Origin of the sequence: Sorangium sp. So ce321, assembly GCF_051530195.1 — a bacterium.
In the GTDB taxonomy this organism is placed as follows: domain Bacteria; phylum Myxococcota_A; class Polyangia; order Polyangiales; family Polyangiaceae; genus Sorangium.
The window spans coordinates 7,293,998-7,308,652 of record NZ_CP150329.1 but is presented as its reverse complement, the minus strand read 5'-3'; the positions used below and the strand labels follow the sequence as shown (position 1 = coordinate 7,308,652).

The 14,655-nt window shown below is 74.0% G+C and carries 8 protein-coding genes; 2 read left to right on the top strand and 6 right to left on the bottom strand.

Translation table 11 applies throughout. The annotated features are described in order from the left end of the window. Positions 1-381: 381 nt before the first annotated feature. From WME89_RS26800 to WME89_RS26785, 4 genes are read right to left on the bottom strand one after another with little or no spacing between them, the layout of a single operon-like run. Entirely contained in the window at positions 382-1,410 is a 1,029-nt protein-coding gene (locus WME89_RS26800) for a hypothetical protein (RefSeq protein ID WP_438002565.1), read from the bottom strand. Beyond that, the gene (mvaD, locus tag WME89_RS26795) at positions 1,407-2,426 is read right to left on the bottom strand and encodes a diphosphomevalonate decarboxylase (RefSeq protein WP_438002564.1); all 1,020 of its coding nucleotides are present in this window, start codon (positions 2,424-2,426) and stop codon (positions 1,407-1,409) included. The genes WME89_RS26800 and mvaD overlap by 4 nt, the downstream gene beginning before the upstream one ends. Further along, positions 2,423-3,454: a mevalonate kinase gene (mvk, locus tag WME89_RS26790; RefSeq protein WP_438002563.1), complete on the bottom strand. Its 1,032-nt coding sequence runs from the start codon at positions 3,452-3,454 to the stop codon at positions 2,423-2,425. Before mvk ends, mvaD begins: the two co-directional genes overlap by 4 nt. Next, complete coding sequence (locus tag WME89_RS26785) at positions 3,451-4,563, bottom strand: polyprenyl synthetase family protein (RefSeq protein WP_438002562.1); 1,113 nt, start codon at positions 4,561-4,563, stop codon at positions 3,451-3,453. The genes mvk and WME89_RS26785 overlap by 4 nt, the downstream gene beginning before the upstream one ends. 867 nt (positions 4,564-5,430) lie before the next feature. Between WME89_RS26785 and WME89_RS26780 the strand changes: the two genes are divergently transcribed. Continuing rightward, on the top strand, positions 5,431-7,368 hold the full coding sequence (locus WME89_RS26780; RefSeq protein ID WP_438002561.1) for a DUF6345 domain-containing protein: 1,938 nt from the start codon (positions 5,431-5,433) through the stop codon (positions 7,366-7,368). Positions 7,369-7,552: 184 nt separating this feature from the next. Here the strand turns inward: WME89_RS26780 and WME89_RS26775 are convergent, their stop codons facing one another. Beyond that, positions 7,553-10,261 (bottom strand): protein kinase domain-containing protein, encoded by a 2,709-nt coding sequence (locus tag WME89_RS26775; protein WP_438002560.1) that lies wholly within the window; start codon positions 10,259-10,261, stop codon positions 7,553-7,555. 618 nt (positions 10,262-10,879) lie between these two features. Beyond that, positions 10,880-12,640: a nitroreductase gene (locus WME89_RS26770; protein WP_438002559.1), complete on the bottom strand. Its 1,761-nt coding sequence runs from the start codon at positions 12,638-12,640 to the stop codon at positions 10,880-10,882. A gap of 152 nt (positions 12,641-12,792) precedes the next feature. Here WME89_RS26770 and WME89_RS26765 point away from each other — a divergent pair, with 152 nt between their 5' ends. After that, on the top strand, positions 12,793-14,427 hold the full coding sequence (locus tag WME89_RS26765; RefSeq protein WP_438002558.1) for an aspartate:alanine exchanger family transporter: 1,635 nt from the start codon (positions 12,793-12,795) through the stop codon (positions 14,425-14,427). Positions 14,428-14,655 lie beyond the last annotated feature (228 nt).

The following is a 14,655-nucleotide window of genomic DNA, read 5'->3' as shown; positions in this document are numbered from 1 at the left end:
CGTCGCGCCGGCGCGCGCGCCCCCGCGCCGGTCCGCCGGCGCGCTGTGAACACAGGTCACGCTCGCGGAGCTCGCGCCGGCGGCGGCCAGCCCGCGGAGCCCGCCTCGGAGGACCCGGAGCCCGCCGCGCTCATCGGCCGCCCCGGCGGTAACTCCACGAAAAGTGGAGCTTTTCTGGCGGCGCTGAGGCCTCGCGAGCTCCACGAAGTTCATGCTTTTTCTGCTCTTCGCATCTCGAACGTCCCGTGGAGGCCGGCGGTGCGCCGCCGAAGCGCAGCGCCGCGGTGGATCCCGGAGCGAGCAGAGCGGGGTCCATGCCAAGCGCCGCGGCACCTCGCGGCGCACGGTCGGCGAGGGGGCGCGTCCAGGCGCGAGGCGCGCTCAGGCGTGGGGCGGACGGGCTGCGTCCAGCACGTGGACGCCGGGCGCGCCGAGCGACATCGGCACGCGCTCGAGGCCGGACGCGCGCGCCGCCTCGAGGAATGCCGCCGAGGGCGGCGCGGCGCCGACGAAGATCGAGACGTCGCCGCCGCCAGCGCCGCTCGGCGCGAGCGATGCGCCCTCGGCGGCCGCGGCGGGGCGCAGGCGCCTGAGCGCGGGGGTGACGATCGGCGCGCCGGCGCGATCGCCGAGCTCGGCGAGCGCGTCGACCTGGCGATCCAGCGCAGCCACGAGCGCGCGGACGTCCGCGGCCGCAACAGCAGCGCGCGCCCCCTCGGCGGCCGCGCCGAGCAGCGCGCGGTGCGCATCCGGCGCGCTGGCGGCGAGCGCGCGCACGCGCTCGAGCATGTCGCTCGTGCGCGCCGAGGCGTCGCTGGCGAAGACCTCGACCGCGAGCCTGCCCGGCAGCGCGTGCGGCGTCACCGCGAGCTCGCCGCCCGGCCCGAGCTTACAGCAGAGGACGCCGCCGTAGACGCTGGCCGCGACGTCGACGCCGCTGCCCCCGCCCTGCGCCCGCCGGTGCGCCGCGAGCGCGTCGAGGAAGAGCGCGCGGGTGTCCCACGCGGGCATCGGCTGGCCCACCGCGGCCGCCGCGGCCGCCGCCATGGCCATCGTCGACGCGCGAGCGGCCGCGCGCGCCGCGAGGGTCGCGACGAGGATGGCCGCGCTCGATCCGAGGCCGAGCTTGCGGCTCGCCTCGAGCGGCGGCGCGGCGGGCGCGGACGGCCCGGCCGCCGGAGCAGCCGGCGCCGACGCCGCCGCCGATCGGAGCGCGGCGGCGTCGAACCACACCGCCCGGTCGAGCGCGCCCGCGTCGATCGCCGCCTGGACCTCCTCCGTGACGAGGTCGGCAGGGCGCGCCGGGTCGGCGATGACGTACCGATCGACGGCGGCCACGAGCGCGGGCGCGCCCTCGAGGACGGCGTACGCGCCCGAGAGGACCAGCTTGCCAGGCGCCCGGACGATCACGAGCGCGCGCTCCCGGGCGCGGGCGAGGGCGCGAGGTGCGCGCCGCCGCCGGGCGAGGCCGAGATGGTGCGGAGGACGCCGGGGACGGCGAGCAGCGCCTCCTCCACGACGCCGCGCGCCTCGGGCGTCGTGAAGACCTTCACGTGCGGGCCGGCGTCGATGGTGAAGAACGCCGGCGCGCCCTGGCCGCGGAGCCGCCGGACCGCGGCGATCACCTCGACGGTGGCGCCGGTCCAGTAGAGCAGGCCCGGCGAGGCGGCGATGCTCGAGGCGTGCATGCGCAGGGCGCTCGCCTCGGCCGCCACGCCGAGGGCCTCGAAGTCGCGGGCGAGGACCGCCGCGCGGACCGCCTCGAAGAGCGGCGGCGCGGCGTCGACCCAGGCGGGGAAGTACGGGCTCGTCGTCGCCGTGTGCCGCATGCCGTCGCTGGAGCCCACGTCCTTCGGCCCCTCGCGCGTCACCGCGATCACGACCGCGAGCGGCCAGTGGCCCTCCGGCGCGAGCGGCGTCGCCGCGAGCGCCTCGTCGCCGGGGCGCCCGGCGCGGAGCTCGACGAAGCCGCCGAACGCCGAGCGCGCGGCGGAGACCGAGGTCTTCCTCGCGAGGTCGCTCACCAGCGCAGGCGCGGTGGGCAGGCCCGCGGCGGCGCTCGCCGCGAGCGCGAGCGCGGCGAACGCCGACGCGCTCGACGCGAGCCCCGCCGCGGTGGGGAAGTCGTTGCGGCTGACGACGCGGGCGCGCTCGCGCCGGCCCGAGGCGGCGCGGACCCGGTCGAGGAGCCCGGCGACCCGGCGCGTCGCCTCCGCGTCGGGCGGGAGCGCCGCGCCGCCGAGGTGGAGCTCGTCGCGCTCGAGCGACGCGTCGAACGCGACCTCCGTCGTCGTGGCCATGCCGGCGAGCGTCACCGACAGGCTCGGGACCGCGGGCAGGTTGTGCCCGTCGGCGCGCTTGCCCCAGTACTTCGCGAGGGCGATGTTCGGATGGGCGATCGCGGTCGCCCGGCTCACGGCGCTCATGCTTGCTCCTCTGGCTCCGTCCTCGTCACGCCCGCCTTCACCCTTGTCACGAAGCCGCTGTACCCCGCGTCGCGCCAGGCGGCGAGCACGCGGCCTGCGACCTCGGGCGCCTCGGGCGCCGCACCGCCGTCGCCCGGCGGGGGGGGCGGGAGCAGCGCGATGACCGAGCCGCCGCCGCCGGCGCCGGTGAGCTTGGCGCCGAGCGCGCCGGCCTCGCGCGCGAGCTTGCAGAGCGCCTCGATCGCCTCGGTCGAGACGAACATGCCGGCGAGGAGCATCTGGTTCAGGTCCATGAGCCGGCCGAGCCCGACCGCGTCCCCCGCCTCGATCGCGAGCGCCGCGTTGTCGACGAGCGCGGCGATGCCGGCGATGGAGCTCTCGGCCAGCGTGGGCTTGCGCTCGAAGAGCCGCGCCACGAGGTCGACCATGCTGCGCGTGGACGACGGCACCCCCGTCGAGCCGACGCAGAGCCAGAGATCGTCGCGCGGGGCGAGGGAGGTCGCGCCGTGCGCCCTGGTGAACCGGAAGCACCCGCCGCGCGCCGCCGCCGTCGTGTCGATGCCCGACGGGTTGCCGTGGAACACCCGCTCCCAGGCGGCCGCCGCGGCGACCGTGGCCTCCGCGGCGAGCGCCGCCTCCGCGGCCTCGGTCTCCACGCGCGGCTCGACCGGCCCGCGCGCGAGCGCGGCGACCGCCCTGGCGATCGCGACCCCGAGCGCCGCCGAGCTGCCGAGGCCCCCGCCGGGGGGCAGGTCGCTCTCCGCCGCGACGCGCACCGGTCCGGCGCCGGGGAGCGCCGCGAGCAGGGCCGCGAACGCCTGCGCGACGTCGCCAGGAGCCCCGCCCTCGGCCGGCGGCGCGCCGTGCTCGCGCCCGCCCAGCCAGAGCGCGCTCGCGCCGGAGGAGCGCGCCGCGCGCGCCCGGGCGCCGCGCTCGATGCCGGCGGCGAGCGCCGGCGCGCCGTACACGACGGCGTGCTCGCCGAGCAGGATCACCTTGCCGGAGGCGTGGCCGAGCGCCTCGGTCATGCGCCCGTCCACCGGAGCGCGCTCGCCGCTCCGCACAGGATCTGCCGGGCGGACGCGCTGACCGGCAGCGAGCCGCCGAGGGCCTGGGCCTCGTCGCACAGGGCGGAGAGGCGCTCCTCGACCGCGCGCCGCGCGCCGCACGCCTCGAGCGCCCGGGTCGCGGCGGCCACCGCCTCGTCGCTCGCGTCCTTGCGGCCGAGCGCGCGCTCGACGGCGCCGCGCCCCGCGGCGTCGAGGCGCCCCTCGGCCGCCGCGAGCACCGCGGTGCGTTTGCCCGCGCGCAGGTCGTTGCCGACCGGCTTGCCTGTCGCGGCGGCGCTCCCGAAGGTGCCGAGCAGGTCGTCGCGCAGCTGGAAGGCGACGCCCACCGGCGCCGCGAACCGCTCGAGCGCCGCCACCGTCTCGGCGGGCGCGCCGGCCAGCGTGGCGCCGAGCGCGAGCGGGCCGCGCACCGTGTAGCTGCCGGTCTTGAGCGCGTGCATCTGCTCGACGTCCTCGGCCCGCCCGACGACGTCGAGGTGCTGCCCGATCACGACGTCCTCGTGCATCTTGCAGAACAGCCGCACGGCCGCGAGCGTCGTGGCCGGGGGCGCCTCGGCGCCCGCGAGCGCGCTCAGCGCGAAGCCCCACGTGAGATCGCCCGCGAGGATCGCCGACGAGGCGCCGAGGTGCGGATCGCCCAGCACCTCGGTCAGCCCGACGTGCGCGGTGCGGTCTCCGCGCCGGACCGTGTCGCCGTCGATCCAGTCATCCTGGATGAGCAGGTACGTCTGGAGCAGCTCGAGCGCGACGCCGGCGTCGATCGCGGGCCCGAGCGGCGCGTCCGGCGCGACGCCCTGGTAGGCGGCGACGAGCAGCCCTGCGCGGAACCGCTTGCCGCCGCGCAGGGTGAGGCTCTTTGCCTCCATGGCCATCGCCGCGACCTCGCGGCCGTAGCGCTCCACGTCGCTCACCTTGTCGCGCCAGCGCCGCTCGAGCGAGGCCTCGATGTGGGGGCGGATCGAGGAGAGGAAGTCGAGGAACAGCCGCGCGCCGGGATCCGCCGTCCCTTCGAGGGTCTGATCGCCGGCCCGAGGCGCGCGCTCGCCGTCCTTCGTGGTTGCTGTCATGGAGTGCGCGGCAGCCTAGGAGCGCGGTGCGAGCCGGTCAATCCGCGCCGCCCGCGCGCGCCGCGCCGCGCGCTCGCTGGCGGCGTGGCGCGGTCCGGCGAGGACCCTCGCCGCGGGCCTCCACGACGCCGCCAGCGAGCGCGCGGCGCGCGCTGCCGAGCCGGGCGCGCGAGCCGTCGACTCGGCGCCAGGAGACCGACTCCGGCCGAGCCGCGGGACGGTCGGCGCGCGGGCGAGCGCTCCGCGGCTGGGCGCCGGAGCGCGAGACAGGGAGTCCGCGGGAGGAAGGGAGCGAGACGAGCGATCTGCGAGGGGGCCAGGAGCTGAGGAATTCCCTCATTTGCAGCCATTTTTCAGCGAGAAAATTGAACAGGGAGGCGGGGAGACAGGGAGTATTTGAAGATTCCTCTCCCCGTCTCCCCGCCTCCCTGTGAATTTTCCGAAGAATTCGAGGGGATGCCTCAGGTCTAGAGCACCGATCAGCTTGAAACGTCCGGGAACGAAGAGATTTGAACCACAGAGGCACAGAGGACACAGAGGAACAACTCAAAAACTCTGTGCCCTCTGTGGTTCATTTACTCGGGGTTTCAACCTGCTCGGTGTCCTAGGAGCGCTGTACGAGCGGTCTACGAGCGGTCTACGAGCGGTCTACGACCGATTCCCCTCCTCTCCGCTTCGCTGTGAAATTCCGGCTGTTCACGCGGTTTCATCCAGATCGGCGCTCTTCCCCGGCCGAGGTGGCTTGGGTCCTGCAACGCGTGGGCGCGCGCCGCGGGCCGGGAGCGCCGCGCTCAGGCTTCCCGCGAGATCGCTCCTCCGGAGTTGCGCGCGGGGCCACGCCGCGACCGGAGGAAAAGAGGGACTTTCATGAAGAGACCACTGGAAGGGATGTTGCGTATCTTTCTCCTCATGACCGCCGGCGTCGCCGCGTGCAGCGGCCACGACGCCCGCGAGGATCTCCCGGAGAGCGCTGGTCGCGGTGCGCCCGGCACGGCGCCTGGCCCAGCGCCCTCTCCGAGGAGGGCGATCTTCCTGCCCGCCTACCGCGTGATCGGCCCGAGCGCCGACAGGGAGCGCGCGGCCGCGCTCGCCGGCGCGCTCGGGCTCGCGGAGGAGGGGTTCAGGGGCGGCGCCTACCTCGCGGACGACGGCGCGATCCGCTACCTCGATCGCGCGCGCTTCCAGCGCTTGCCCACGAGGAAGGCGGACCCGCCGGCGCCCGGGTTCCGCGACGAGCGCGGCTTCGCCACCGCGAGCGGCGACGACGCCCTGGATTTCGAGGCCCTCGCGGCGCTCCGCGTCCTCCCGGAGCCGGACGCGGCGGCGCGCGCCCGGGCCGCGCTGGACCTCGCGCGCCTCCCGGTCGGCCGCGACGTCGCCGTGGGGCACTCGCTCTTCGAGTCGATCGACACCGAGGGGCGCCATGTGGCGCGGGCCGAGCTCGACACGCAGGTGAGCTTCCGCGACGCCCTGGAGGGGCTCCGGCTGATCGGCCCCGGGGCCAAGGTGAGGGTGACGTTCGACGCCGAGGGCGCCGTGACCCACCTGCTCTACGCGCGGCGCGAGCTCGAGCGCGGCGAGGACGTCGCGATCATCCCGGCCTCCGAGGCCCTCGCGCTGTGCGCCGGCGCGCTGGGCAGCGGCGCGGCGCTCGCGGCCGAGCCGGAGCTCGTCTACTACGCGCCGCCGCTCTCCCGCGAGGTGCAGCGGATCCTGCCTCATTATGTGTGCCGCGGGAGGCGCGTCGTCGGCGACCAGGAGGTGGACGTCCGCAAGGCGATCGTGCCGGCCGTCGTGGACGCGCCGAGGGCCGAGATCTCCCTGCGCGCCGACGGCGCGGGTGTCCTGGCGGAGGCGCGCGTCACCGGGGGGGCTGCGCCAGCCGCGTACAGGTGGGTATCGTCGGCGCGCTCGCTCGAGCCCGCGGGCGCCGGCGGCTCGACGGTGCGGCTCTCGCCGGGCGTCCCGGGCCTTCGCGGGCAGACGGAGACGCTCTCGCTCTACGTCACGGACGCCGACGGCCTCGTCGCGACCGCGGCGCGGCGCGTCCCGCTGGCTCGCGCGGAGCCTGCGGGCGAGGCGCCGAGCGCGCCGGTCGCGTCGCCAGGGAGCGAGGGCCGCCCCGCGGTCGGCGCCGAGTGGGTCGGCCTGTGCGGCGGCCTGGATCACTCGGCCGCGAACGTCGACGGGCTGCTGAAGAGCTTCGAGGCGGGGGGCGTCGAGCAGCGCTTCAACTGGGGCGACCAGCGCGCGTGGGAGATCGATTTCAAGGATCCGACGCTGGGCGGCCAGGACGCGTCGTTCGCGGACTCGGTCGATCTCACGTTCTACACGGGGCACGCGAACGGCGTCGGGTTCGTGTTCTGCAGCGCCATGAGCGATCGGTTCCTCCACTTCAGCGACGCTCACTGGGGCAACTCCAACCTGGAGTGGATGGTCGTGGCGGCCTGCGGCCCGCTCCAGGACGACGCGGGCGCGTGGCGCTTCCGGTGGTCGGGCGCGTTCGACGGCCTGCACCTCCTGCTCGGCTATGCGACCGAGTCGTTCGACGACACGACCGAGGGATCCATGTTCGCGGGCTACCTGCTCGACGACGCGAGCCCGACGTCGGTGCGGCAGGCGTGGTCGACTACGGCGATAGAGGTCCAGCCGGATGACGAGGTGATCTACGCGGTGATGGGGGCGTACGGCCAGGGGTGGACGCTCCCCAACTACGACGATCACTTCTGGGGCAAGGGCCCAGTCGGCCCGGACCTGTGGGGCGCCCAGCGGCTCGGGTTCTGGCGGATCTCCGGACCTACGTAGCGCGGCGCTCTGCGGCGCTGCACAGGGGCGGGAGCGAGCGGGAGAAAGACCGCCGAGATGCCAGGAACGCCAAGAGAGAAGGAGACAGATAGTTCACTGCCTTTACTTTCTCTCTCTCTTGGCGCTCTCGACGTCCTGGCGGCTCATCTCCTTCTCCGCTCCGCCCGCGAGCCCGCCGCTCAGGTCAGTAGCCGAGCCACCTGGGATCGAGCTCGATCGAATACTGATCGACGAACCTGAACGCGACGCCGCCCGCGTCCGCGCTCGCGCTGATCTTGTAGACGGACTCGTTCGCCTGGGGCCGGTGATCGGTCGGGCTGAACGAGATGGGCCCGGCCGTCATCCCGTCGAGCACCACGTTCTGGAACGTCTCGAGGGCCGCCTTGAGATCCTCGCCGTCCGGGCTCGCGTGGCCGGCGTCGATGGCGCGCTCGACGGCCTCGCGCCACATGAGCGCCGTCGCGTGGCCCTGGACATAGAACTGGTCCTGATACCGGTCGAGCGGGTGGCCGTCCTTCTCCCGGTACGCCCGGTGGATCCGCAGCATCTCCGCCATGCCGCTCGAATGCTGGGTGTCGCCGTACACGGGCACAGGGAACAGGCCATAGAAGATCCCGGCGCAGTCGGCCCCGCAGAGCGTCAGCGTCCCCTCGCCGATGCCCCAGTTGTTCGCCATCACGCGCAGCTGCCAGCGATCCTTCTCCGGGAACGCCTGTTGAATGAGCTTCTGCGCGGCGGCGGCGCCCTTGCCGACGAAGGCCGACGAGACGACGCTGTTGCCGGCCCAGATCCAGTTCGTGGGGACGTAGGACGGGTCCGCCTTCTTCTTCTCGATCTCCCGCTTCACGTAGCCGATCACCGTGTCGACGATGACCCGCTCGTCCTCGAGGGACGACGTCTGGGGGACGATGAGATCCGCGCCGAGCAGCATGCCGGGCAGCTGCTCCACATACGATTTGCCCGCCGCGAGCGGATCGATGCAGTAAAGGCACTGGTCGATGGTGTCATGCGCCATCGCGATGCGCCCCGGCGCGATCTTCCACGCAGCCTTGAGCCCGATGCGGATCCCCGTCGAGTAGTCCGTCGCCGGGAAGAAGATGTAAGGGTAACCCGGGCTCGTCTTGTGCTCGGTCGCGGCGACGCTCTGGCCGAGGGCGTTGAACTCGTCGTAGTGGACGTCCGCCGAGATCGGCACCGGCGTGGCCAGCGAGCCGGCATACGAGCCGGGGATGATGAGCTTCTTCTCCTGCGTGAGCTTCGGCGCCACCCGCGTGGTCGGCCCGGTGCCGAAGATGAACAGCGTCGAGACCTCGCCCCACGCGGGCCCCCGCCGCCACGCCTCGATGACCGCTTCCGTCCTGGCCGGGTCATACTCCCCGTCCTTGATCTCGACGTCGATGGGACAGCCCCGGATCCCTCCGTGGCTGTCGTTGAGGTGACGCAGGTAGTCGTAGATTCCGTAGCTGTAGGGCGGCGCGATATCGGTGGTCGTCCCCGTGTCGTCGGTCGTGATCCGCACGCGGAGCACCCCTGTGCAGCGAGAGCCCACCGCCGCGGCAGACCCGGCGAGCACGGCCGCCGCGGAGCCGGCCGCGGGCGCGCTACCTTCCGGGCGGCGCGCCGAGATCGCCACCGCCGCGACGAGGGCGGCCACGCCGATCCCCCCGATCAGGTAGCTGCGCTGCTGGGGCGTGCCCGCCGTGCGCAGCGTCGACTTCAGGCCCGTGGACTCGGACGCCCGGCGCCCGGCGCCCGGGGTCTTCTGCCCGAGATCCTCGTCGACGGTGCTCACGGTCTGCACGCGCCGGACGTCGATGCCCTCGATCTGGCTCACGCGGGAGAGGCGTTGCTCCAGGAGGGCGCCCGGAGCGACCGAGCCCTGATCGATGTACGCCCTGACCTGCCGCTGCATGCTGGCCCGGCGCTCCGCGAACACGCTCCGCACCCTGGCGCCGACCTCGTCCGCCCGGACGTCCTCGTCCGCCTCGCGCAGGTAGTCCTCGAGCGCCGCGCGCATTTCCTGCGCGGTCGCGAAGCGCTTCGCCGGGTCGCGCTCGAGCGCCCTGCCCACGATGGCGTCGAGGGCCGGCGGGATGTCCGGGTGCACGAACGAGGGCCGCTGGATCTCGTCCACGGCCGCCAGCTTCCAGAGCGCGCTCACGGCGTCGCCCCCGAAGAGCCGCTCGCGCGTGAGGAGCTCCCAGAGCACGATCCCCGCCACGAAGATGTCGGCGCGCCGATCGATCGACGCGCTGTCGACCGCCTGCTCGGGCGCCATGTAGGACGTCTTGCCCTTCAGCTTCCCTGTCTCGGTGAGGTTCGTGTTGATCGACGCCTTGGCGATCCCGAAGTCGAGGAGCTTCACCGCGCCGTCGTAGGTGACGAAGATGTTGTGAGGAGAGACGTCGCGGTGGACGATGCCGAGCGGCGAACCGTCGTAATCGCAGAGCTCATGTGCGTGGTGGAGGCCGCTCAGCATGTCGGCCACGATCCTGATCCAGAAGCCGCGCGTGAAGCCCTCTGAGCCCGCGTCCCCCTGGGCCACCGCCCGCATCATCGCGTTGAGCGGCTGGCCCTCCAGATACTCCATCACGGTGAAGTAGCCGGCCTCGTCCGCGCTGACCTCGTAGGTCTGGACGATGTTGGGATGGTTGAGGCGGGCCGACAGCTTCGCCTCGTCCAGGAACATGGTGACGACCTTATCGCCGTCTGCGGCCATGTCGCGGTGGCGCTTGACAACCACCAGCTTGTTGAAGGACCCGGGCCCCCGCGCGATCGCCAGGAACACGTCGCCCATCCCGCCGCGGCCGAGCTTGGCGACCAGGCGGTATTTGCCCATGATCGCCGTCTGGGTCGGCTCCGCGTCCGCGATGTCTTGACCCGTGCCCACCATGTTCCCGGCCGCCCTCAGAGGCGCGCGCCGCTCCGAGTGGATTGGCTATAAGAACAAAGGCGTCTATTGCTGTCAACGCCCGCGACCCCCGCGGCGCGCCCGACGGCTTCATGTGGGCGCGTTGGTCGCGTTGGTCGCGTTGGTCGTTTTGGTCGCGTGGGTCCCGTCATCGCGGCGCGCTGCGCCCGGCGCGTGCGCTCGCGGTCGCATGGCCGAGGTCGTGGCATCGATGGGTTCATGTGGTGATGCGACCGAGTTGGCATCACGGATCTGGAGCCGTTTCGAAATTTTGTCGCGGGACTGTCATTTTGTGGCGGCACGGCCGATGAGCGGAGCCTCGGTGGGCCGTTGACGTCCTTTAAGCCGAGATCGCGCTGCGATCCTTCGCCACCAGCACGAAGAGGGGCGATGAACCAACGGGACGGAATTTTCTGTTGATGACGCATTGGGGACGCATTGTGGTGTCCAGGTCGGAGCGCTACGCCTTGTCTACGCAGCTCAGGGGGATGCTGTTCCCCGGAGCAGGGCAGGGGCACCGCGCCGGCCAGGTGTTCCCCGCGTCGCTGCGCGGGGCGGCTTTCTGCCGGGGGGATCTCGGGGCGGAGGGAGCGGTCCGCTTCAGCTCCCGGGTGACCGCCCCCGCGTCGGCTCCGCGCTCGGAGGAGGGGACGACGGGCGCCGCGCCCGGTCGAGGTGCTCGTAGGGCGCGAGCGTCATCAGGCGCGTATCCTCGACAGGGCCCCCGACGGTGAAGTGATAGAGGCTCTGGAGCTCGTCGCCGGTGATGCCGCACAGCTCGTGAAAAGCATCATCGAAGTAGCAGCCGATGCCGGTCGCGCGCACGCGTCCGCCGCTGTCCCGCGCGGCCTCCGCCTCGAGGTACAGCGTGTGGCCGAGGACGCCGGCCTCCCAGAAGAGCCGGCGATACCAGGGGGCGCCGCGCTCCCGGAGCGTCGAGCCGAGCTCGGCGACCATCCCGAGGCTGAACGCGCCGTCGGAGGCGATCTCCTGATGACAGCTCACGATCTGCGCGGGGCTCAGGAGGTCGGCCTCGGAGAGGCAATAGAGCCGCAGGTGATCGGGGCACCCCGCTGGCTTCTCCCAGGCGAAGGGGTGAGCGAGCGCCGCCTCCAGCCGCGCGTGCGCCGCCTCGGAGCGCTCGAGCACGTAGAGCCCCTGCGGGAGGCCGCGGACGCGGTGCACGAAGACGACGGCGTGCACCAGCGGCGACCACGGGAGCGCGTCCCACGGGGGCACGCCGGGGCGGGGGAGGAGGTGGTCGAGCATCGAATAGAACGTCTCCGCGCCGATCGAGGTGCGGCCGTCGTACGCGGTCGCGCTCCGCCGCGCGCGGATGATCTCGGACGCCAGGGCGCCTCCGCCGCCCGAGCCGCCCCCCGCGAGCGGCGGCAGCTCGCCCTGCGGGACCGCGGCGGGCTCCTCCGTGTGGGACTTCCAGGTGGCCTGGGCGGCGTCCTCGATGACGTCCCAGTCGACGTGGCTCGAGCTCAGCGGGTTCGCCCGCCCGGCCCAGGCGCCCCCGCCGACGAAGCGGAGCGCCTCGGCCGCGCTCGAGCCGACCGCGCGCGCGGCGGCGAGCGCCTCGTCCCGGCCGAGCGGCGCGGCGGGCACCACGAGGAGCGCGGCGTCCGGGTGCTCGCGATCGGCCGCGGCGACCCCGGCGAAGTCCGCGTCGCGATCGAGGCCGAGCAGCGCGGAAAGCTCGGCGTCGCCGAGGTCGTCGAGCAGCAGGGCAGACCAGCCGAGCGCTGCCGCGGCATAGCGGACCGCGGCGATGGCGTGCCCGACGTCGTGCTGGCAATAGCGGAACGCCCGCTCCCCGTACTTCCACGCCTCGCGCCAGTGGACGGAGCTCAACCCCACGATGAAGGCGCCCGCGGGGAGGAGGCCCGCGAGCCCGCCGGCGGCGCCGGCGTCCAGCGTGGACCGGCGCTCGAGCGCGTGGTCGCGGCTCACGTAGTGATAGAGGCCGGCAGGCACCCCGGGCGCGCCCGCCGAGAGCAGGTATCCCTCGGTCGGGTGGAGGTTCCCGCTCGAGGGGTTGCACCGGAGCGCCCAGCGCGAGCCGCGGTATTCCTTCCAGGCGGACAGGCCGAGGGAGAGCTCGAAGAGGGCCGCGAGCGACCCGAGCTCGACCCCGGCGGGCGGCACCGCGCCAGGGCGGTAGAGCTCCCGGTACGCCGCGGTCAGCTCGCCGGCGCGGAGCGGCAAGAGGACCCGCGGGGCGCCCTCGAACGTGCGGAAGGGATCGGGCTGGGTGCTCCAGTCGAGGTAGCCCAGGGCGCGGGCGTAGCGCTGCAGGTGGTGCTTCGTGCGCGTGTGATAGGACAGCGCACGCTCGACGGGGCTTCTCGACATGGGGCCGCTCAGCGCGCGCAGCGTAGCAGCGGGCCTCCGGGCGCGCAGCGCTCCTTTTTGTCGCCCCTCGCGGCGCGCTCCGTGGTTGAAGAGCTCTCCCTCCTCACCGCTCCGAGCCGCCCGCGCGCTACCTCCGTCTCGAGCCCGAGCCCATGATTCGCCTCCTCGCGGACAGCCCGCTCCTCCTCCTGTTCATCGTCTCCGCCGTCGGCTTCCTCGTGGGGCGCGTCCGGATCGGCGGCTTCCACCTCGGCGTCGCGGCGGTGCTCTTCGTCGGGCTCGGCGCCGGCGCCGTCGATCCTGCGCTGCAGCTGCCCGAGTTCGTGACCGTCTTCGGCCTCGCCCTCTTCGTCTACACGGTGGGGCTCACCAGCGGTCCGGGGTTCTTCGCCTCGCTCCGCCGCCGCGGCCTCCGGGACGCGGCCCTCGCCGCCGGCGCGCTCCTCGTGGCCGCCGCGCTCGCCGCGCTGGCCGCGCGCCTCGCCGGCCTGCGCGGCGCCGCCGCGGCCGGGATCTTCGCGGGCGCCACCACCAGCACCCCGGCCCTCGCCAGCGCGATCGAGGTGATCAAGTCGGCGCCCGAGGCCGCGCGCGAGGCGCTCTCGAGCGGCGCCGTGGTCGGCTACTCGGTGACCTACCCGGCGGGGGTGCTCGGCACGCTCGCGGCGATCGGCCTCATGCAGCGGCTCTTCCGGGTCGACCACGACGCCGAGCTGCGGAGCCGCCGCGACGCCGGGGCGCTCGGGCAGCGCCTCACCAACGTCACCGTGCGCGTCACCCGCGACGAGGCGCTCGGCGCGCCGGCCGGCGAGCTCCGGCAGCGGCACGGGCTGCACGTGCTCTTCGGCCGAATGCGCCGCGGCCAGCAGCTCGCCATCGCCACCGACGCGACGGTGTTCGAGCGCGGCGATCTCGTGGGCGTGATCGGGGGCGAGGACGACGTGAGCGCCGCCGCGCTCGTGCTCGGCGAGGCCACGACCGAGCACCTGGAGTTCGACAGGTCGCTCATCGATTACCGCCGGATGTTCGTCTCCCGCCCCGGGGTCACCGAGCGGCCGCTCCGCGCGCTCGGGCTGCCGGAGCGCTTCGGGGCCATCATCACGCGCGTGCGCCGCGGCGACGTCGACCTCCTGCCCGACGCCACGACCGAGCTCGAGCTCGGCGATCGCGTGCGCGTCGTCGCGCCCCGCGAGCGCATGGAGGCGGTCGCGCGCTACCTCGGCGACTCGTTCAAGGCGATCTCGGAGATCGACGTCATCACGTTCAGCGTCGGGATCGCCCTCGGGCTGCTCCTCGGCAGCGCGCCGATCCCGCTGCCGGGCGGGGCCCCGATCAAGCTCGGGTTCGCCGGCGGGCCGCTCCTCGCGGGCCTCGTCCTCGGCCGGGTGGGGCGCACGGGGCCGCTCGTGTGGACCTTGCCTTACAGCGCCAACCTCACGCTCCGGCAGCTCGGCGTGGTGATGTTCCTGGCCGGCGTCGGCACCCGCTCGGGCTACTCATTCGCGCGCACGCTGCAGCAGGGCGGCGCCGCGGCGCTGATCGGGAGCGGCGTGGTCATCACCGCGGTCGTCGCCTTCGGGACGCTCCTCGTCGGCCACCGGCTGCTCCGGATCCCGATGGGGACCCTCACCGGCATGCTCGCCGGCATCCAGACGCAGCCGGCGGTGCTCGCGTTCAGCCTGGAGCAGGCCCGCAGCGACGCGCCGAACGCGGGGTACGCGTCGGTCTACCCGGTGGCGACGCTCGTGAAGATCGTCGCCGCGCAGCTGCTCGTGCGGCTGCTCTGAGGGCGCCCGCTCCCCGTCGCCCGCCGCCGCGCGGCGCGGCGCGCGCTCGGGCAGCCCGCCGAGCACGCGCTCGACGAGCGCCTCGGAGGGACGGAGCCGGCGCAACGACCGCAAGCGCTCCGCGAGCTTCCGTGGAAGCGGGGGCAAGCTGTGGTCGTCTCCGCTCACGTCGATTCCTCCCGCCATGGCGCCGCCAGGCGCACGTAGCCGCCGCGCAGGCGCGCTCGG